The sequence below is a fragment of the Paraferrimonas sp. SM1919 genome, from assembly GCF_010993985.1.
Lineage (GTDB): Bacteria > Pseudomonadota > Gammaproteobacteria > Enterobacterales > Shewanellaceae > SM1919.
In genome coordinates this window covers 35,970-55,354 of sequence record NZ_WINH01000016.1, presented here as the reverse complement: position 1 = coordinate 55,354, position 19,385 = coordinate 35,970, and the positions used below count along the sequence as shown (strand labels likewise).

Annotated in this window: 18 protein-coding genes; 10 read left to right on the top strand and 8 right to left on the bottom strand. The window is 43.1% G+C overall.

Annotated elements, in window-relative coordinates:
* Nucleotides 1-6: 6 nt before the first annotated feature.
* Complete coding sequence (gene recG / locus GFB48_RS10975; RefSeq protein WP_163935338.1) at nt 7-2,079, bottom strand: ATP-dependent DNA helicase RecG; 2,073 nt, start codon at nt 2,077-2,079, stop codon at nt 7-9.
* 178 nt (nt 2,080-2,257) lie between these two features.
* On the opposite strand from recG, the gene GFB48_RS10970 reads away from it, so the two are divergent.
* Nucleotides 2,258-3,148, top strand: a complete 891-nt coding sequence (locus GFB48_RS10970) for a hypothetical protein (protein WP_163935335.1) — start codon at nt 2,258-2,260, stop codon at nt 3,146-3,148.
* A gap of 239 nt (nt 3,149-3,387) precedes the next feature.
* Here GFB48_RS10970 and GFB48_RS10965 read toward each other — a convergent pair whose 3' ends face one another.
* From GFB48_RS10965 to GFB48_RS10955, 3 genes are read right to left on the bottom strand one after another with little or no spacing between them, the layout of a single operon-like run.
* Nucleotides 3,388-4,176 carry a methyltransferase gene (locus GFB48_RS10965; RefSeq protein WP_163935333.1) on the bottom strand — a complete coding sequence of 263 codons (789 nt, stop codon included), beginning with the start codon at nt 4,174-4,176 and terminating at the stop codon, nt 3,388-3,390.
* Nucleotides 4,154-5,068, bottom strand: a complete 915-nt coding sequence (locus GFB48_RS10960) for an acyltransferase (protein ID WP_163935331.1) — start codon at nt 5,066-5,068, stop codon at nt 4,154-4,156. Before GFB48_RS10960 ends, GFB48_RS10965 begins: the two co-directional genes overlap by 23 nt.
* A 2-nt stretch (nt 5,069-5,070) precedes the next feature.
* Nucleotides 5,071-5,961, bottom strand: coding sequence for an acyltransferase (locus GFB48_RS10955; RefSeq protein ID WP_163935328.1), 891 nt, complete (start codon nt 5,959-5,961; stop codon nt 5,071-5,073).
* A gap of 174 nt (nt 5,962-6,135) precedes the next feature.
* On the opposite strand from GFB48_RS10955, the gene GFB48_RS10950 reads away from it, so the two are divergent.
* Nucleotides 6,136-6,618: a WbuC family cupin fold metalloprotein gene (locus GFB48_RS10950; RefSeq protein ID WP_163935325.1), complete on the top strand. Its 483-nt coding sequence runs from the start codon at nt 6,136-6,138 to the stop codon at nt 6,616-6,618.
* Nucleotides 6,619-6,782: 164 nt separating this feature from the next.
* Here GFB48_RS10950 and polA read toward each other — a convergent pair whose 3' ends face one another.
* The 3 genes from polA to GFB48_RS10935 all read right to left on the bottom strand — a co-directional run bounded on the left by polA (nt 6,783) and on the right by GFB48_RS10935 (nt 11,487).
* Nucleotides 6,783-9,533: a DNA polymerase I gene (gene polA, locus GFB48_RS10945; protein WP_163935323.1), complete on the bottom strand. Its 2,751-nt coding sequence runs from the start codon at nt 9,531-9,533 to the stop codon at nt 6,783-6,785.
* Nucleotides 9,534-9,922: 389 nt separating this feature from the next.
* The gene (locus GFB48_RS10940; protein WP_163935320.1) at nt 9,923-10,558 is read right to left on the bottom strand and encodes a 7-cyano-7-deazaguanine/7-aminomethyl-7-deazaguanine transporter; all 636 of its coding nucleotides are present in this window, start codon (nt 10,556-10,558) and stop codon (nt 9,923-9,925) included.
* Between the two features lie 89 nt (nt 10,559-10,647).
* Nucleotides 10,648-11,487, bottom strand: coding sequence for a PfkB family carbohydrate kinase (locus tag GFB48_RS10935; protein WP_163935318.1), 840 nt, complete (start codon nt 11,485-11,487; stop codon nt 10,648-10,650).
* A 60-nt stretch (nt 11,488-11,547) separates the two neighbouring features.
* Here GFB48_RS10935 and GFB48_RS10930 point away from each other — a divergent pair, with 60 nt between their 5' ends.
* Both GFB48_RS10930 and mutM read left to right on the top strand, forming a co-directional pair.
* Nucleotides 11,548-11,970 carry a hypothetical protein gene (locus GFB48_RS10930; RefSeq protein ID WP_163935315.1) on the top strand — a complete coding sequence of 141 codons (423 nt, stop codon included), beginning with the start codon at nt 11,548-11,550 and terminating at the stop codon, nt 11,968-11,970.
* An 8-nt stretch (nt 11,971-11,978) separates the two neighbouring features.
* Nucleotides 11,979-12,791, top strand: a complete 813-nt coding sequence (gene mutM, locus GFB48_RS10925; RefSeq protein WP_163935312.1) for a bifunctional DNA-formamidopyrimidine glycosylase/DNA-(apurinic or apyrimidinic site) lyase — start codon at nt 11,979-11,981, stop codon at nt 12,789-12,791.
* A 9-nt stretch (nt 12,792-12,800) separates the two neighbouring features.
* Here mutM and coaD read toward each other — a convergent pair whose 3' ends face one another.
* The gene (gene coaD, locus GFB48_RS10920; RefSeq protein WP_163935309.1) at nt 12,801-13,274 is read right to left on the bottom strand and encodes a pantetheine-phosphate adenylyltransferase; all 474 of its coding nucleotides are present in this window, start codon (nt 13,272-13,274) and stop codon (nt 12,801-12,803) included.
* A 140-nt stretch (nt 13,275-13,414) separates the two neighbouring features.
* Here coaD and GFB48_RS10915 point away from each other — a divergent pair, with 140 nt between their 5' ends.
* Genes GFB48_RS10915 through GFB48_RS10890 form a run of 6 tightly spaced genes read left to right on the top strand, consistent with a single transcriptional unit; the run spans nt 13,415 to nt 19,345 of the window.
* Entirely contained in the window at nt 13,415-15,118 is a 1,704-nt protein-coding gene (locus tag GFB48_RS10915) for a glycosyltransferase family 39 protein (RefSeq protein WP_163935306.1), read from the top strand.
* A 5-nt stretch (nt 15,119-15,123) separates the two neighbouring features.
* Nucleotides 15,124-16,245 (top strand): dTDP-glucose 4,6-dehydratase, encoded by a 1,122-nt coding sequence (gene rfbB, locus GFB48_RS10910; RefSeq protein WP_163935303.1) that lies wholly within the window; start codon nt 15,124-15,126, stop codon nt 16,243-16,245.
* Nucleotides 16,245-17,123, top strand: coding sequence for a glucose-1-phosphate thymidylyltransferase RfbA (gene rfbA / locus GFB48_RS10905; protein ID WP_163935301.1), 879 nt, complete (start codon nt 16,245-16,247; stop codon nt 17,121-17,123). The genes rfbB and rfbA overlap by 1 nt, the downstream gene beginning before the upstream one ends.
* Nucleotides 17,120-17,998, top strand: a complete 879-nt coding sequence (rfbD, locus tag GFB48_RS10900) for a dTDP-4-dehydrorhamnose reductase (protein WP_163935298.1) — start codon at nt 17,120-17,122, stop codon at nt 17,996-17,998. Before rfbA ends, rfbD begins: the two co-directional genes overlap by 4 nt.
* Nucleotides 17,999-18,544 carry a dTDP-4-dehydrorhamnose 3,5-epimerase gene (gene rfbC / locus GFB48_RS10895; protein WP_163935295.1) on the top strand — a complete coding sequence of 182 codons (546 nt, stop codon included), beginning with the start codon at nt 17,999-18,001 and terminating at the stop codon, nt 18,542-18,544.
* Nucleotides 18,545-19,345 (top strand): hypothetical protein, encoded by an 801-nt coding sequence (locus tag GFB48_RS10890; protein ID WP_163935292.1) that lies wholly within the window; start codon nt 18,545-18,547, stop codon nt 19,343-19,345.
* The last annotated feature ends 40 nt before the right edge of the window (nt 19,346-19,385 follow it).

Here is a 19,385-nt window from a genome sequence, read left to right as displayed (position 1 = left end):
TTTGGCTTAAGCTTGGGTGTAGTGATTACGTTCGCCCAGCCAGCGCTTAATTAACATTGGAACATTTTGGGGATAATGGCCAAGAATTTTTCCAGCGATATTTTGCGCTAACGGAATAAGACTTTGATCCCTACTTAAATCGGCAATTTTCATATCCGCTAGACCAGTTTGCTTTGATCCTAGGACTTCACCAGGCCCCCTTAGTTCCAAATCTTTTTGAGCAATCACAAAACCATCATTGGACTCTCGCAGAACACCTAAACGAGATTGGGCGGTCTTGGAAAGCGGCGGGTTGTATAACAATACGCAGTGACTATCGACCGACCCTCGACCTACTCTGCCCCTTAGCTGATGCAGCTGAGCTAAGCCTAAGCGCTCGGGGTTCTCGATAATCATTAAACTGGCATTAGGAACATCAACTCCGACTTCAATCACTGTGGTTGCCACCAATAAATGTAATTCACCTTGCTTGAACCTAGCCATAATAGATTGTTTTTCAGCCGGTTTCATTCGGCCATGGACTAAGCCTATGTTCAGCTCTGGCAGTGCTGCTTGCAGTTCTTGGTGGGTATCCTCTGCCGCTTGGCACTCTAGTGCTTCAGATTCTTCAATTAAAGTGCACACCCAATATGCCTGCCTGCCATCTTGTAGGGCGGCCTGTTTTACTCGATTAATAATATCTTGGCGGCGGCTGTTGGGTAGAGCAACGGTGGTAATCGGGGTTCGCCCTGGCGGCAATTCATCAATGATAGAGGTATCTAAATCGGCATAGGCGGTCATGGCAAGTGTTCTAGGAATGGGTGTCGCCGTCATAATCAGTTGATGGGGGCTAGTTTCGGCATCCACCCCTTTTTGCCTTAATGCCATGCGCTGATGCACACCAAATCGATGCTGCTCATCAATAATAGCCAACGCGAGGTTTTGAAACACCACCTCATCTTGGAAAATGGCGTGGGTACCTATGACCATTTTGGCTTGGCCAGAGGCAATTTTTTCTAAAGCTTCAGCCCTAGCTTTGCCCTTTTGTTTACCACTGACCCAAGCACATTCAATCCCTAATGGTGCAAACCAGGCTTTAAAATTATTTGCATGTTGCTCGGCCAACAGTTCGGTTGGGGCCATTAACGCCACCTGCACGCCAGCATCAATCGCCGTTAACGCCGCTAATGCCGCGACTAAAGTTTTACCCGAGCCAACATCCCCTTGCACTAATCGCATCATCGGCTGGGGCTTGGCAAGATCATTGGCAATATCTTGGCTAACCCTAGCCTGAGCAGCTGTTGGGCTAAATGGCAGGTTATCGAGGAAGCTTTGCTTAAGGTTAGAAGCTGAATTTAAGGCGATAGCATTAAGTTGCTTAGTTTTCTGCCTGAGGGCTAACATACTCAGCGAATGGGCAATTAACTCTTCTAACACCAGCCGTTGCTGGGCTGGGTGTTGCCCTTCGCTTAAGGCTAATAGGTCTTCGTTGGCCCCAGGATGATGAATAATGGTTAATGCTTGCTCTAAGGACAGATTATTGGGCTGTAAGTTGGCGGGCAGTAATTCTTGGATTCCACAGCTATGCATCAACTTAAAAGCTTGGTCGCTAAGCTTAGTTAACGTTGCCTGCCTGATCCCTTCTGTCATCGGGTAGATGGGGGTGAGTTTGGTCTCAAGAGGTGGCGGGATATCATCAATAATTTTGTATTCAGGGTGAATGATTTCATACCCAAAACTGCCGCGACGAATTTCACCAAAAGCGCGCAGTCTTTTGCCGGCACTAAGGGCGTTTTTTTGACCCATGGTAAAGTTAAAAAACCTAAGGGTAATTGAGCCTGTACCATCAGTGATGGTGCAGGTCAGCATGCGGCGTTTACCTTGGACAATTTGATTAGCTAGGATCTCTCCCTCAATATTGATATGCATGCCCAATTGCAATTGCCCTATGGGGCAAATGCGGGTTTTATCTTGGTACCTTAAAGGCAGGTGAAACAGTAGATCCTGCACCGTGTGTATGTGCAGTTTGGTGAGGTTGCTTGCAAGTTTATCACCAACGCCCTTGAGTTCGGTGATAGGTAATTTCTCTAGGTTTAGCAATGGCTTGCCTTAAACTACTGTAAATTCATCCAGATATATTAACAGAGTTTTGCACAGTTTGCTCAATCGAGCAAGTTATCCTCCTTATTTTGTGTTGTTGTTTTTTTGTACATCTGGGGGTAGAGTGTTATGTTATTGCAAGGTATTGATAAATAGATACTTATTAAAAGGAGTTAATATGAAATCAGTATTCACCGCAGTGTGTCTGTGGCTAGCATTGCCAGTCACTGCTTTGACTGCAGCCCCAAACCATAACAAAGTTAGCTTAGACTTCACCTCTAGCACACAATCCGGTGCTGCCAAGGTTTATGGCGCGAGTTATTTATATTCTCAAGATGCGTTAGGCAAAACCGATGCACCTTATGCTTTGGACAGCTATTTTAGCCAAGGCAACCAGCTTTTGCTGGGGTATAGCAGATACACTACAGATCATGACTTTTATAGTAACGACTACCACTTTGGTGGGCGCTATGTATTTGATAATAATATCTATATTAGAGGTTCTGCCTATGTCGATCAGCATTCTGGCAATGCCCGTTATGAAGGTTGGAGTTTATACCATTTTGATGCTGGTTATTTTATTGATGATAGCAGCCGAATTGGTATTGGTTATGCTAGAAGCGGCCTTAGGGGAGACGGGATAGATGTTAGGCATGAGTTTAACCTTTATTACTCTAAGTTTTTAAAAACAGATTTTACCGAGGGCCTAAAATTTAGTGTTGATGGCAGTGTGTATCGCCACTCTATGGCTAGTTTTGAATATTCTACGCGAACTGAGTATGACGAAGGCGGTAACATAATCTCTGTTCAAAAAGCCTATGATATTTATATGTCACTAGAAGCCAGCGCTAGGTTTAAGGTCAATCTTGCTTGGTATATTACCAAGTCTTTAGATGTTTCAGCCCGTTATTGCTACTCAAGTAATGGTCATACTTGGACGCCAGGGGTAAATTATGAGCAACCCTTAACTGATTCATTGTCTTTAAGGGCTGCAGCTGAAACGGATTTTGAAGATGGAGATTATGGTATTGGTGTTGTTTACCAATTAGGAGTTATTGGTCGTTTTTAGGTTATTTATTGAACTATTGTGAGTTTGTGGTATCAATAAATTATAAGCTACTGATTATAAATGGAAGTTAACTCTATATAAGGAGGTTGTATGAAAACTAAACTATTGGCATTAAGTATGGCTCTGCCCCTTTGTGGTGGTGCATGAGCATATAAGTGATGTTGGTGCTTCATATCGAATTGGTTTAATCGGCCGTTTTTAATCGAAAATCATGGACTTTAAGCCCTATTTGATAGGGCTTATTGGTTATTAGCGATGAGGTGGATATAGCGGCCAACGCTGACAAATTCGGGTTTGCTTGAGTACTTAAGTTCATATTCCAGCAAGGTGGCAAACTCGCCCTCTTTAAGCTGACGGCGCATATAGTCATTCATAATTCGCACCCCAGACTGACACACAATTGGCATTTGCCAGTTGTTAAACCAGCTACTTACATTGGCTAGGGTTTGTGGGTGATTGGGATTTAGCTTGACGGTTTTCTTGGCTTTTAAATCGTTGGCCACATACTCAAAGTTACCATTAACCAAGGCATGAAATAATAACGCATCACGGTTAAAAAACATCAGTGATAATTGGCCATCAGCGGTTAAAAAGTCTTTCAAACCGGCAATCACTTGCTCACCATCGGCAAGCCACTCTAATACCGCATGGCATAAAATCAGGTCAAACTTGCCCAAGGCTGGGTCAAGTTCTTGAATGGCACCATGGATTAACTGGATATCGAGCGCTTGTTCACTTTGGTTGATTTGCTCACGGGCTTTATCAAGTAGCTCCTTTGAAATATCACAAAGTACCACTTCATGGCCCATGGCCGCTAATTGCTGGCTGAGGTAACCAAAGCCACCACCCGCATCTAAAATACGCAGCTTGCGTTGCTCAAGTGGAGTATGCAGTTTTAAATCCCTTAGTAATACTTCGACTCTAATTTGCCCTTTAGGGCTGTCATAGATATTACGGCTAAAGGTTTTGGCTAGGGTGTCAAAATTTTTATCAACAGACTCGGGTTTATTGTGGGCTTTTTTGCGCATTAATGGTTTGTAACTCTTGCTCAATAAGACGATCTTTTTGCTGCCAAAGTTCATTTAGCCAACGCTGGAATTCGGCTCGGTAAGCAGGATCATTGGTGTATTTATCGGCATGGATTTTTGGTACCTCGATGGTTTCTATGATCACTTTTACAAAGGTTAATCGACCACTGAGGGCTTTTTTTAGGATTTCATCACCATCGGGATACACAATGGTGATATTAAGTAATTTATTAAACTGATTACCCAGCGTGGCTAAGGCATAAGCTACGCCACCAGATTTTGGTTTTAATAAGTGTTTATAGGGGCTTTGTTGTTTTTCAGCCTTGCCTTTAGTATAGCGAGTACCTTCAACAAAATTGATGACAGATGTGGGGTAGTGACGAAAGCGCTCACAGGATTTTTTTGTGCTTTCAAGGTCTTTGCCTTTTAAATTTGGGTTTTTCCTTAGTTTTGCTGGGCTATAGCGACGCATAAAGGGCATATCTAGTGCCCAGCAGGCCATACCTAAAAATGGCACATAAAGCAGCTCGTGCTTTAAGAAAAACTTAAGCATAGGTATATGATTGCGAATGGCATAGCAAAGTGCTGCAATATCAAAGCCACTAACATGATTTGATATTAACAGATACCAATCATCCTTACTTAGGTTTTCTAGCCCTTCAACTTGCCATTGAATCTTGCCCGCCAACATAACAATCCAAGCATTACCAATCGCCCAAAGCTTCATAAACCAAGTTGCTCGAACACTTATCCATGCCCTAAGTTTTGCCGTTGGCATGAGCACTTTTAACAGGCTAATGAGTATTACCATGGAGCCGCAAATAGCCGTATTGATTGATAATAAAGTTAAACTTATTAAAAATAAAATTGGTGCTGGTAGGGCTTGAAGCATAGTTACAAATGTTCTCCTTTCATTAAGTCTAGCTGCTTATCCTTTTGCTGCCATAAATCAGTTAGTTGTGCCTGAAATTCGTTTTTGAATGTTTTGTTATTAGCATAATCGCCACGCATTGATTCATCAATACTTATACGTTTTATATGAACAACAACTTTCCCTAAATTGCCACTTAAAAAATCCCAGAAGCTAGGGCGACCATTAGGATAATAAATACTGATATCAAGTAGTGTATCAATTTGATCTCCCATGGCTTCAAGAGCAAAAGCTAAGCCTCCTGCTTTAGGGCGCAGTAGGTTTGTGAAAGGGGGCTTTTGAGAGTCGAACTTAGTCTCAGTAAAGCGGGTACCCTCTACAAAGTTCATAACCGATACGGGTTTACTTTTGAACTTGGCACAAGAACGTTTTGTGGTTTCTAGGTCTTTACCTTTTAAATGAGGCTTTTTTCGTAAGGTTTGAGCGCTATAACGTTGCATGAATGGAAAGTCTAATGCCCACCAAGCAATGCCTAATACCGGCACATAGATGAGTTCTCTTTTGAGAAAAAACTTAAGGAAAGGAGCGCGCCTATTTAATGCCCTTTGCAGAACTAGAATGTCGACCCAAGACTGGTGATTGGCAATAATCATATACCACTGTTTTGGCGATAAATTTAGATCTCCATCAATAACAAGCTGATAGTTATGGCTTAATTTTTGGATAGCGGTATTAACTGATACCCAGTTTGCAGCGCAAGTGTCGACGATTAATGTGCAAAAATCCCTGACTGGGGTGATCGGAATCAATTTGATTAAACCGAAAATAAATATTGGTGTTGCCCAAAATATTGTATTAATTACATACAGACTTAGAGCGAAAAGCGCACGCAGTGAGCGCAGTAGGGTGGCCATATTACTTCCTTTTTGAGTAGGCATTTATTGTTTTAATGCAATTGCGTATGTTACTTCGCATAGGATAACGGCTCAAGACTTTGTGACACCTGAATGTGATTAAGCATTTCAGTTATGGCATCGGTATTGGTAGCGGTTTACAATTATGACTGAAATTAAATAAGGAATTAGCTCATGACAAAAGTGATCACAGCAGAACAATTAATAGGCGTCAATCAAGCAGCGATGGATGCGCCGCGTCGTCGTTCAAACTTAAATGTGCATGCCAGCTCAGAAGATGCCATCCAGCGCCTTTTTATTGCAACCGAACCTGATACTTATATTCGTCCACATCGGCATGTGGAACAAGGAAAATGGGAGTTTTTTATGGTGCTGCAAGGGGAAATAGATCTGTTGATTTTTGATGAAGCAGGCACGCTAACGGAGCGCCATAAAATGACCCCCGATAACGTCAGAGCGGTTGAGGTGCCTCAAGGTACTTGGCACACTTATGTTGTTGAAGGTGTCAACACTTTAGCCATTGAAGTGAAACATGGGCCTTATATTCCAACATCTGAGGAAGACTTTGCTGTTTGGTCGCCGGCGGAAAACACCCCAGAAGCGCCAGTGTTTAGAGAAAAGTTACGAACACTGAAAATTGGTGAATCTTTAGTATAAATAAAAAAAGCCCTACTTATTAAAAGTAGGGCGAGAAGTAAAATATCACTAAACAGGGAAGATGTACTGATGAGGTACACTTTGTTAGAGGCCTTCCCCGTTGATTAGTTCCCAAAAAATTATAAATAAATTTAATTAATTTATAACTTATTGAATTATTTGTGTTAGTGGGCTTCATCCCAGTTATCACCCACACCAGCTTCCGCTACTAAAGTCACATCAAGGTTAGCAGCTTGCTCCATTAATTGGCATAAAGTCGCAGTAACATGATCCACGCAGTCTTCTTTGACTTCAAATACCAGTTCATCGTGCACCTGCATGATCATTTTTACCTCATCATTATTTTGGTTGTTGATCCAATCATTAATTGAGATCATCGCTTTTTTAATGATATCTGCCGCGGTACCTTGCATTGGCGCGTTAATGGCGGCACGTTCAGCAGCCTGACGACGCATGCCATTGCGGGCTTTAATATCAGGTAGATGCAGTCGTCTGCCTTCAAGAGTTTGGACATATCCATCCTCGGCGGCTTGGGTGCGGGTATCATCCATATACTTAAGCACACCAGGGTAGCGATCGAAATAGGTATCAATATATTGTTGGGCTTCGTTACGGGGAATATCTAATTGTTTGGCAAGACCGAAGGCCGACATGCCATAAATTAAACCAAAGTTTACCGCTTTAGCGCGGCGGCGTTGTTCGCTGGTCACATGCTCGAAGTCTGAATTGAATACTTCAGCGGCGGTAGCACGGTGAATGTCTTTACCTTCAGCAAAGGCAGTTAATAGGCCTTTATCCTGAGATAAATGCGCCATAATACGCAACTCAACCTGAGAGTAATCCACCGCCACTATTTTATAGCCGGCTGGGGCAATAAAAGCTTGGCGAATACGACGACCTTGTTCACTACGAATAGGAATGTTTTGCAAGTTTGGATCGCTTGAGGATAAGCGTCCGGTTGCGGCAACCGCCTGATGGTAGCTGGTATGAACACGGCCAGTATGGCCATCGACCATAAGTGGTAACTTATCGGTATAGGTGCTCTTAAGCTTAGATAAGCTGCGGTGTTCAAGAATCAATTTAGGCAGTGGGTAGTCTAGGGCCAGTTCGTGAAGTACTTCTTCAGCGGTAGAAGGTGCACCCTTTGGCGTTTTTTTGATAATTGGATAGCCCAATTTTTCGAAGAAGATTGCTTGCAGCTGTTTAGTCGAGCTTAAGTTGAACTTTTCGCCAGCGATCTCATAAGCTTTTTCTTCAATATCTGCCACAGCCGCAGCGATTTCGTCACTTTGCTGAGCCAACATCATAGAATCAATGAGCACCCCTTGACGTTCAACCTGAGCCAACACCGGCACCAATGGCAGCTCTAAATCGTTAAACACATGCTGTAGCTGCTCATGTTTAGCCAGCAATGGCTGTAGAGTTTGATGCAGCCTTAGGGTGATGTCGGCATCTTCGGCAGCGTAATGGCTGGCCTGCTCTAATTCGATTTCATTAAAGGTTTTTTGCTTAGCACCTTTACCGGCAATTTCTTCAAAGCTAACACATTTGTGGCCTAGATATTTAAGGGCTAAATCATCCATGTTGTGGCGTGATGCTGTTGAGTTAACCACATAGGACTCTAGCATAGTATCAAAGGCAACCCCTGCTAGGTTAATGCCCTGACGGGCTAGTACATTGATATCGTACTTAAGGTTTTGACCTACTTTTTTGTGATCATTGCTTTCAAGTAATGGCTTTAGCTTAGCTAGAGTTGCGGTTTTATCTAACTGCTCTGGCGCACCTAAATAGTCATGGCCTAATGGTAGGTAAGCCGCTTCACCAGGGGCGGTAGCAAAAGATAAACCCACAAGCTCAGCCTGCATATAGTTAAGGCTGGTGGTTTCGGTATCTAAAGCAAATAACTCAGCAGCTTCTAGCTTGGCAATCCAACTGTCTAATTCTTCCTCGGTTAGGATGGTTTGGTAGTTGGTTTCTACCTTGGCTGCCGGCTTTTCTTCTTGAACAGTAGCTTCACTGTCACCACCGTCTTTTAGACGCAATTGCTCCTGCAAGAAGCGGCGGAATTCCAGCTCCTTGTAAAGTTCAATTAAGGTGTCATGGTCAGCTGGTTTTACCGCTAAATCATCGAGCGATTGTTGTACTTCACAATCAAGCTTGATGGTGGTTAAGGCTTGAGATAAACGCAGTTCTTGTTCAAAGTCAGTAAATTTTTTGGCAATAGTTTTGCTGCCACGAAAGTTCAGTTCAGGTAGTTTTTCTAGGTTCTGATAAATATTATCAATGCTGTCTAAACCATTTAGTAGCGCTACAGCGGTTTTTTCACCGACACCTGGCAGCCCTGGAATGTTATCGGCTTTATCGCCCATTAATGCCAGAAAATCGATGATCTGTTCTGGGGTAACATTGAACTTGTTAATCACGCCTTCACGATCAAGCACGGTATCAGTCATGGTGTTGATCAGAGTGATGTTATCGCTCACTAATTGCGCCATGTCTTTATCACCGGTTGAAATTAAACAGTGACGACCGATAGCGCAAGCTTGTTTGGCAATGGTGCCAATCACGTCATCGGCTTCAACTCCACCAATGGCTATTAGTGGAAAGCCCATGGCTTTAATGGCGTTATGTAACGGTTCGATTTGACTACGAAGATCATCAGGCATTGGTGGGCGATGGGCTTTGTACTCTTGGTACATATCATCACGGAAGGTTTTGCCTTTAGCATCAAATACCACTGCCATATGACTTGGATTATATTGTTTTACCAAGCTTTTCAGCATGTTGATCACGCCATATACCGCGCCTGTAGCTTCGCCTTTTGAATTAGTAAGATGCGGTGGAGAATGGTAAGCACGATATAAATAAGAAGAGCCATCAACAAGAATGAGTGGATTATTAGGGATTTGAGCCATTGTAAATAACCGTTGTGAATAATTGTCTGTAGGATGACACAGGTAGCAGAAATAGTCAGTAAAAATGCAGCATGAAAGCAGCCTTAACCTGTGGATAAGTCTGTGTATTAAGGTTTAAAAACAACTGGATTTATTTTGTGTCACCTTTTTGTGTTATTGGTAACCTATTGTTTTAGTTTGTAAAAAGTTTTGTTCACATTGTTTTTTAGTCAAGTTCATGAAAAATCAAAGATTGTGAGTTTTTAACTGGGGATGTTCTTAGAAAGGCGTAAGTTCTATCCCTGAACCTGTCTGCGAAATTAAGCAGAGCAATCAATATAGATTAAAAAAGCAACAAAAGGTAGTGATAATTTTTAATCTATCAAAACGCATTTGTTATAAGGTTATAACTAATCGTTTCGGTAGCTGTTTTTAAGCTTTTGCGTTAATCGTTGCATAAGCCAACCATAGATAGGGATAAATAATAATAAACTAAATAACAGTTTGAAAAAGTAATCTACAGTCGCTATTTCAGGCCAGTGCTGTGCCATATAAGCATCAGAACTTGCATAAAAAGCGACACTAAAGAAAATTATGGTATCGATCAGATTACCAATAATGTTGGATGCAACTGGCGCTGGCCACCAAGCCTTTAAGTTTCTTAATTGACTAAAAACTTTGATGTCAACAAGTTGCCCTAAAGCGTAAGCCGCAAAACTGGCGAAGGCAATTCGAAAGGAGAAAACATTAAATTCGCTGAGTGCGGCCATGCCTTGGAAGAGCGCTCCTTGAAAAAGAGTGTTCACCAAATAAGAAATAATCAGTGCCGGTAACATGGCGAAAAAAATCACTTTTCTAGCTAATTGAGCACCGTAAAGGCGTACAGTTAGGTCACTGGCTAAATAAATTAATGGGAAGCTGAATGCTCCCCAAGTGGTGTGAAACCCAAAAAGCTCAAAAGGCAGCTGCACTAAGAAATTGCTCAGCGTGATAATAACTATATGTAAGCCAATAAGACTTCGAGTTAAATTGGAGTGCAGTTGCATAGTTCTACCAGAATTGAAAAAGGGGTGACCACTAAATTGGTTGCAGTTTATACCGCAATAACAACCTTCACTGCAAACCGAATAGGTGTTTATTTGCACAAGATCGTCTTTAGTGACTCTGAGGGTAGAGAACTTGAGCTGGTTAATGCATAGGAAGCCCAAAGATTGCCTTGGATTAACCACTGTTGTGGAGGTAACTGATTAACCCTTGCTGCGATCACTGCGGCAGCAAAGACATCGCCAGCACCGGTGGTATCGACAACTTCGACATTAGGCGCGCTTTGTTGGTAGCATGAGTCCTTAGTGATAAGTTCGGCCCCAAGATTGCCTTTGGTTAAAATTAATCCCTTTAGATGTTCGCCGGCATAGTTTTGGGCAAATGCCCAAGGATTTTGCGCTTGTTCGGGAGACAGGTCATTTAGCGATACAAATAAGTAGTGGCAGCTAAGTCGATCCCATTTTTTTAGGTACTGGGCAAATACGATCGATTGTTGACAGGCAGCTTTAGCGAGCTCAGGTGCATTTTGGGCATGAGTATTAAAATAAATAGCATTCCAATTTTTACTGGTGATGCGATCTGCTAAGGAAAATGGTGCTTGGTCAGGCCTGACAATGGTACGCTCGCCATCAGGGGTTAGCATTAACAGCAGTTCTCGGCTAGGGCCCTCAATTTTTTGCACATAGCGACAATCCAATCCATTTTGGTTGGATGTTGAAATGATCCAATCAGCATTACTGTCGTTCCCCAATTGGCATTGAATGGAAACATCAAAACCGGCCCAAACCAGCGGAACTCCTGTATTCGCACCACCGCCTCCAAGTCTCTTGGATTGTTGTTGGTAATAGTGCCGTCCTCCTGTTTGCAAATCCTGCTGCAAATGAAGTACCTTGTCGATATTCAGATTGGCCAATAATAAAAGCTTAGGCATGCTGTTTCTCTATTTGATTTTGTAACAGCATAGCCAACTTTAATGACAATGGGTAGAGCGATGGTAAGCAAGCCAAAAAGGAAAAATAATTTCATTATTATTATTTGTGTATTAATGCTGGCGGTATTAACTTTTATTAATCGACATTTCAATACTGCCGCAGCACAAGCGCAAGCTTTATTTGAAGATCCGCAGCAGCTTTCAAAGTTGCAATTGCCTAATTGGCAAGCTCAGCGTTTACCCCAATGGCACTGTAACCAGCAACCACAATGCCACGAAAAAATAGAGGCTTGGTTGTCCATGATGGTGCGTGAAATTGAATCACTACCATTACTAGAGGGGGAGGCGGTTGAGGTAGAAATGACCGTTGTCGATATTGACCAAACAATAAAGTGGCGTTTGTATCCTAAGCAAGCCTTGCTTATAAGTCCAAATCACCGAGTTTATAAGATTATAAGCCCTAAAGTAGAACAATTATTATAGGAATCCCCATGCCGGAATTGCCAGAAGTAGAAGTTACCCGTTTAGGTATCGAACCCCATTTGAGCAAACAAATGGTGAAGCAGCTCAGAGTGCATAACCCAAGCTTGAGGTGGCCAATTCCTGATGCTTTACAGCAAATAGAAGGGCAAATCATTGCAGGCGTAAGAAGAAGAGCCAAGTATTTGTTAATCGACACTGCAGCGGGTACCGCCATTGTGCATTTAGGCATGTCGGGATCGTTAAGGCTCGTTACTCCTGATACCCGATTAGATAAGCATGACCATGTGGAGTTAGAACTCGCCAGTGGGCAGGTTTTAAGGTATCGCGATCCTAGGCGGTTTGGCGCCTGGCTATGGACAGAATTACCTGAACAGGGGCATGAATTGCTGGCGAAACTTGGGCCAGAACCATTAACTGAAGACTTTAATACTGAGCAGCTTTACGCAGCACTCAAAGGCAAAACCAAGGCGATTAAGTTAGCGATTATGGATAATCATATCGTGGTGGGGGTGGGTAATATTTATGCCAATGAAGCCTTATTTGCAGCGGGTATTGATCCTAACCGTAAAGCCGGCTCTGTCAGTAAGGCGAGAATTAGCAAGCTGGTGGATGAGATCAAAAAGGTATTAGCCAAAGCCATCGCCCAAGGCGGCACCACTTTAAAAGACTTCACCAAAGCCGATGGTAAGCCGGGATATTTTGTGCAGCAGCTGAATGTTTATGGCAAAGGCGGTGAGCCCTGTGTGCAGTGCAGCAAACCGTTAACCGAGATTAAACTCGGCCAAAGGGCAACGGTATTTTGTAAAAACTGCCAGAGTTAACAATGGCTTTTAGCTTTTGGCAGTTAATGCTTTTGCGATTTCTGGATGAACGAATTTACTGACATCGCCGCCATGGAGTGCTACTTCTTTGACTATGGTTGAAGAGATCGCGCTTTGCTGCTGGGAAGCAGGCAACAATATGGTGTCTAGAACTGGATTAAGACTACGGTTCACTTGAGCCAGCTGCATTTCATATTCGTAATCCATGGTGGTACGTACCCCACGCACCAACACATTGACATTATTATCGGCGGCGAATTGCGCCAGCAGGCCACTAAAGCCAATCACTTCAATATTGTCTAAATGCTGACAAACCAGCTGAATTTGCTGCACCCGACGTTCAAGATTGAATCGTGGTTGTTTAGAGGGACTGGACGCTGGCGCAATAATGACCTTGTCGAACATCGCACAGGCCCTTTCAATAATATCTAAATGGCCATTAGTTATAGGATCAAAAGTACCTGCAAATAGGGCGGTTTTCATAAAAAGCTCTTAGTTTTAAGTTAACTGGCGGTATAATGCGAGCCATAATTTTTAATAGCAGCTAAAGTTATAGCTTAACTGAATCGCTATTTTATACTTTTAACTTATGGCGGGCAGGATATCTGCTTAGTGTTAATACCATGAAAATAACCTCAACTGATGCAAACAGCAATAGCTTTCATGGCGTGCTGTTGTTTTTAGCACTTTTACTGTGCGGCTACGGCCAATTTAACCACGATTTATGGACGCCTGATGAGCCCCGAGTAGTGGCCATTTCCCAAGCCATGAGTGAAACTGGTGACTATGTGGTGCCTATGCTATCGGGCATTCCCTTTGTTGAAAAGCCACCCCTATATTTTATGGCTGCGGCAACCACGATCTCAGCCCTGCCCTTTGTTGAGCCCGGCACCGCAGTGCGAGCGCTCAATACTATACTGTCGATATTAACCCTATGGTTTACTTACTTATTGGCCAAAGATATGGCGGGCAGGCGCTTAGCTGTTGCGGCAGTAGTGGTTCTGGCGACCATGGAAGGCTTTATGCTGAATATGCATTGGAGCCGCGTCGATAACATCTTGTTGCTGTTTTTAATTAGTAGCTTCTGGTTTATTTATCGTATTCAAGAGAAACAGCAGTCTTCTTTAGTGCCACTAGCTGGCTTATCTGTGGGGGCTTTATTTTTAAGTAAAGGCCCAATTGGTATTATCTTCTTAGGTGGCCTGTACGTTCCTTTGATGGTGGTGGGCTATTTTAATGGCACCTTACGTTGGCGCTTACTTGTAGATGCTGTACTGACATTGGTGATTGCGTCTGCGGTATCGGGCTATTGGATGTACAGCCTATACACCCATGATAATGGCGAAGCGCTATGGAAAGAGTGGTTCTGGGATAACCAAGTTGGCCGCATGGATGGTACTTCGGTAGAGCTGGGCCATATTTACCCTGGGCATTACCATTACTACTTAAAATCCATCGCCGAATATGCCCTACCTTGGCTGCCTGTACTGGTGGCATGGCTGGTGATGGCGGTTAAACAGGTTAAGGCGAAGCAGTATAACTGGCCTATGCTAGCGCTATTTGCCGGCCTAAGTTTATGTTTAATCGTGCTGACTATTTCTGATACTAAACGCAGTCTATATATTCAACCCCTATTACCTATGCTGGCAATCATCATCGCTGATATGGTGATCCGTTGGCAAGACACTAAGTGGTATAGCGCTTTTAACTACTTCTGGGGAGCGTTGATTACAGTGGTGATGGCATTGCTTATCTTTATGCCGTTGATCTTGCCTCTACTTGACCTATCTATCCCACCCCATGTGGCTGATCACCTGCTGCAATGGCATTGGCAACAGCCAGTGTTCTTAGTCGCAGGTATTGCTTTTGTTTATTGGTGTTCTAAGCAGAAATTCAATCAACTGGAATGGACCGCCGCATTGACCTTTGTACTGTATTACGGTTTGTGGACAGTAGCAGCTCCTGGTATTGATAGTGCTAAATCTATGCGTGCTGATACCATCAAATTTGTTGAGCAAATCCCTGTTGCTGAGCGCCCAACCATTGCCGCTTATGGATTTTCAGAAACCACCCTGGCGGCGTTAAAGCTTTATGGCGATTGGGAAATTATGTTAATTGAAGATGAACAACGAATATTAGACATAGTTCGCGGAAATGATCCTCAATATCAATCTATTATTATAGACACAGATACTAATGCAGAGGGTGCGTTGGCATTTTTTGACTATCTAGCACAGGAAGAGTTGCAGATAGTAGCTGAAGGGCACCCTCGCTCCAATAAAACAGGTGAAGGCCTCTACTGGGTTAAAGCAATAGAGAATAAGTAGTATTTATGAAGATTTTAGTTACGGGTGGTGCAGGTTTTATAGGCTCAGCTGTTGTTCGTTATATTATTGAAAACACAAATGACAGTGTTGTTAACCTTGATTGTCTTACCTATGCAGGAAACTTAGAGTCTCTGACATCAATTGATACCAGCGAGCGCTATCAATTTGAGCAAGTTAACATATGCGACCGCTCAGAGCTTAACAGAGTGTTTTCTGCTCATAAGCCCGACGCTGTCATGCATTTAGCGGCTGAAAGTCATGTTGATCGCTCAATTACCGGCCCCGCCGCCTTTATTGAAACCAACGTAGTAGGTACATATACCTTGCTAGAGGCGACACGCGCTTATTGGAATCAGCTAGATACAGACGCGCAGCAAGCCTTTCGCTTCCACCATATTTCTACCGATGAAGTGTATGGCGACCTGCCTCACCCCGACGAATGGGTAGATGAAGAGCCTTCAGCGTGTGGTGAGAAAAAGAACCTTCCAATGTTCTTAGAAACGACCCCATACGCACCCTCGAGCCCTTATTCGGCGTCTAAGGCATCCAGTGACCACTTAGTGCGGGCATGGTTGCGAACCTACGGGTTACCGACCATTGTGACCAATTGCTCAAACAATTATGGGCCCTATCACTTTCCTGAAAAGCTTATTCCGCTGGTAATTCTAAATGCGTTAGAAGGCAAAGAGTTACCTATCTATGGCAAAGGGGATCAAATCCGTGATTGGCTGTATGTCGAAGATCATGCTCGGGCTTTGTACAAGGTGGTGACGGAAGGCAAGGTAGGTGAAACCTACAATATTGGCGGCCATAATGAAAAACAAAACATCGAAGTAGTAAAAACCATCTGCGCCACATTGGATAGATTGGTTCCCAAAGAAACGAAGTACGATGAGCAAATCACCTTTGTTGCCGACCGCCCAGGGCACGACCGCCGTTACGCGATTGATTCTAGTAAAATGCAGCGTGAGTTGGGTTGGGCACCAGAAGAGACCTTTGAAACAGGGCTAGAAAAAACCGTTCAATGGTATTTAGATAACGCCCAGTGGTGCAAGAATGTGCAAGATGGTAGCTACCAACGTGAGCGTTTGGGTATCGAAGGTGCTATTGCAGAAGGGGAAGCATAATGAAAGGCATTGTACTTGCTGGCGGCAGTGGCACACGTTTATACCCGTTAACCCGTGGCACATCAAAACAGATGCTGCCTATCTATGATAAGCCCATGGTGTATTACCCGATATCCACTTTAATGTTGGCGGGTATACAAGATATCTTAATCATCACCACCCCCGAAGACCAAGCAGGATTTAAGCGCTTGCTCGGTGATGGCTCGGATTTTGGGGTTCACTTTGAATATGCTGTTCAGCCAAGTCCCGATGGTCTCGCTCAAGCTTTTATCATTGGCGAAGAATTTATTGGCGATGATTCCGTCTGTTTAGTGTTGGGGGATAACATCTATTATGGCCAGTCGTTTTCACAGCAACTCAAAAGGGCAAACGAGTTAACAGAACAAGGTCTGGCAACGGTCTTCGGTTATCAAGTACATGACCCAGAGCGTTTCGGCGTGGTCGAGTTTGATGAAAACATGAAGGCAATATCGATTGAAGAAAAGCCACTGCAGCCCAAATCTAACTATGCTGTTACAGGCCTTTATTTCTATGACAACAATGTCGTAGAAATGGCAAAGCAGGTTAAGCCCTCTGAGCGTGGTGAGCTCGAAATTACCACATTAAACGAAATGTATCTTAAGCAAGGTAATTTAAATGTGGAATTGTTAGGGCGAGGCTTTGCTTGGCTAGACACCGGCACCCATGAAAGTTTGCATGAAGCATCAAACTTTGTACAAACTATTCAAAATGTTCAAGGTTTAAAGGTGGCTTGTTTAGAAGAAATTGCATGGCGAAATGGTTGGCTAACCGATGAGCAATTATTACATATTGCTAAGCCAATGATGAAAAATGAGTATGGTCAGTATTTAGAACGTTTAGTGAGAGAAGCTAGGTGAGATTATTAATTACCGGAGCGAATGGCCAAGTAGGTTATAGCCTACAGAAACAATTACAGAGTCATGCAGACATTACGGCTTTAAGTACGGGTTCTGATATTTTGAATATTACAAATGAAGAAGCCGTAATTAGCACAGTAGACACATTTCGACCAGATATCATTATTAATGCTGCCGCTCATACTGCAGTGGATAAAGCTGAGTCGGAACCTGAACTTGCACACGCCATTAATGAGCTGGGCCCTAAATATCTTGCTATGGCTGCTAAAAAAGTAGGTGCAATACTGCTGCATATATCCACCGATTACGTGTTTGATGGTGATAAAGCAGCACCTTACCAAGAAATCGATACGCCGAACCCTAAAGGGGTTTACGGTCAAAGTAAATTAGCCGGTGAGCAAGCCGTTATTGAACACTGTGATAACTATATTATCTTGCGTACGGCATGGGTGTTTTGTGAGCATGGCAATAACTTTGTTAAAACCATGCTGAAACTGGGGCAATCCCGCGATGAGCTTGGCATTATTGGCGACCAATATGGAGGTCCAACCTATGCAGGTGATATTGCAGCGGCCCTAATTAATATTGCCAAACAAGTACATACTAACCAAAGCTGTCCATCGGGTATCTATCATTTCTCAGGTAGCCCCCATGTCAGTTGGTATCAATTTGCAGTCGCTATCTTTGACGCTGCTGGCAAACACGGGGCTTTAAAGGCGCTTCCTAAGGTAAAAGAAATACCGGCAACCGCTTATCCATTGCCTGCGCCAAGGCCAGCCAATTCCCGCTTAAACTGCGAAAAGATATTGACCACGTTTGCCATTAACCCTAGTGATTGGCAGTTAGCGCTAGAGCAAATTAAGGAATATTGCTAAATGAAAGTAATAGATACCAAAATAGCCGATGTGAAAATCATTGAACCCACCGTGTTTGGTGACGAGCGCGGCTTTTTTATGGAGACATGGAATCAAAAACAGTTTGAGGAACTGGTTACCGGTAAACCCACCCCTTTTGTGCAAGACAATCATTCTAAGTCAGCAAAGGGTATTCTTCGTGGTCTTCATTACCAAACTGAAAACACTCAGGGTAAATTAGTGCGTGTGGTATCCGGCGAAGTATTTGATGTTGCTGTCGATATGCGCAAAGGCTCAAGCACCTTTGGTCAATGGGTTGGGGTGTATTTATCAGAAGAAAATAAACGCCAGCTATGGGTGCCTGAGGGCTTTGCTCATGGCTTTTATGTGACAAGTGATAAGGCAGAATTTGTGTATAAGTGTACGGATTACTATAACCCGAACGCAGAAGTATCGATTAAGTGGGACGACCCCAGTATCGGTGTTGAGTGGCCTTTACAAGAGGCACCACTTCTATCCGCCAAAGATCAGCATGGCATTCACTTTGAAACCAGCCTCGGATTATAGATGAGTAAAAAAAATCTTGCCGTATTAGTTTGTTATTATCCTAATTATGTTGCTGATGCGATTACTTGGATCAGTAAAATTTTGGACAAGCTGGCATTACCTTTTGAATTGGTTATTGTTGCTAATAATGATAAGGCATACAGCGCGGCATTGTCGTTTCAAAGCCAATCAATTAAGGTCATAAAAGGGACAAATAACGGCTGGGAATTTTCTGCTTGGGATGAAGGTTGGGACAGTATCAAGGATCCTTCTTTGTTCCATAAGGTCATTTTTGTAAATGATACTTTTTGTCAACACTGGCCATTTTCATGGATAAATGTTGAGCTAATCAGCAGAGCCATTGATAAGCAACAGAATAATCAAATTATCGGCGATATTAAGAAGTTTAAGAATAATGAGCAATTGATGGGACTGCAGGTAAAGCGCTGGATGGCTTCCTATCTATTTTCCTGCAACTCTAAAGAAATAAAAAAACTTTTACCATTTGATAAAATCCCCCATTATAACTGGCACTCAAATATCACCTTGACTAATAAAGTGATCGATCTAAAAGACTCCAGTGAAGGGATGGTTAAGCATTTACAAGATTATATGTTCCCGACAGCGAACAAGGGCTGGTATAACGCAGGTGCTAGTGAGCAGCTTAAGCGAATGAAACTATATGCCATCATTAATGAGATCACCCTCTCAGCTGCTGCTGAAGCTCAGGGAATGCAGCTTATTTCGTTTCATCCATACCGTTGGATGCGCTCACTCAATAGGTTGCGCAGGCGTTGGCATTCAATCAAACAAAAAAATTAGAAACCATGAACTGAAGCGATACTCTTGATGGTTTACCACA

Excerpts from the sequence above, each read along its gene's own strand:
- GFB48_RS10960 (WP_163935331.1), bottom strand. The coding sequence starts at position 5,068 with ATGCTTCAAGCCCTACCAGCACCAATTTTATTTTTAATAAGTTTAACT.
- GFB48_RS10915 (WP_163935306.1), top strand. The coding sequence starts at position 13,415 with ATGAAAATAACCTCAACTGATGCAAACAGCAATAGCTTTCATGGCGTG.
- GFB48_RS10890 (WP_163935292.1), top strand. The coding sequence starts at position 18,545 with ATGAGTAAAAAAAATCTTGCCGTATTAGTTTGTTATTATCCTAATTAT.
- mutM (WP_163935312.1), top strand. The coding sequence starts at position 11,979 with ATGCCGGAATTGCCAGAAGTAGAAGTTACCCGTTTAGGTATCGAACCC.
- GFB48_RS10940 (WP_163935320.1), bottom strand. The coding sequence starts at position 10,558 with ATGCAACTGCACTCCAATTTAACTCGAAGTCTTATTGGCTTACATATA.
- rfbB (WP_163935303.1), top strand. The coding sequence starts at position 15,124 with ATGAAGATTTTAGTTACGGGTGGTGCAGGTTTTATAGGCTCAGCTGTT.
- GFB48_RS10935 (WP_163935318.1), bottom strand. The coding sequence starts at position 11,487 with ATGCCTAAGCTTTTATTATTGGCCAATCTGAATATCGACAAGGTACTT.
- GFB48_RS10970 (WP_163935335.1), top strand. The coding sequence starts at position 2,258 with ATGAAATCAGTATTCACCGCAGTGTGTCTGTGGCTAGCATTGCCAGTC.
- polA (WP_163935323.1), bottom strand. The coding sequence starts at position 9,533 with ATGGCTCAAATCCCTAATAATCCACTCATTCTTGTTGATGGCTCTTCT.
- rfbA (WP_163935301.1), top strand. The coding sequence starts at position 16,245 with ATGAAAGGCATTGTACTTGCTGGCGGCAGTGGCACACGTTTATACCCG.
- GFB48_RS10955 (WP_163935328.1), bottom strand. The coding sequence starts at position 5,961 with ATGGCCACCCTACTGCGCTCACTGCGTGCGCTTTTCGCTCTAAGTCTG.
- GFB48_RS10965 (WP_163935333.1), bottom strand. The coding sequence starts at position 4,176 with ATGCGCAAAAAAGCCCACAATAAACCCGAGTCTGTTGATAAAAATTTT.
- GFB48_RS10950 (WP_163935325.1), top strand. The coding sequence starts at position 6,136 with ATGACAAAAGTGATCACAGCAGAACAATTAATAGGCGTCAATCAAGCA.
- GFB48_RS10930 (WP_163935315.1), top strand. The coding sequence starts at position 11,548 with ATGGTAAGCAAGCCAAAAAGGAAAAATAATTTCATTATTATTATTTGT.
- rfbC (WP_163935295.1), top strand. The coding sequence starts at position 17,999 with ATGAAAGTAATAGATACCAAAATAGCCGATGTGAAAATCATTGAACCC.
- coaD (WP_163935309.1), bottom strand. The coding sequence starts at position 13,274 with ATGAAAACCGCCCTATTTGCAGGTACTTTTGATCCTATAACTAATGGC.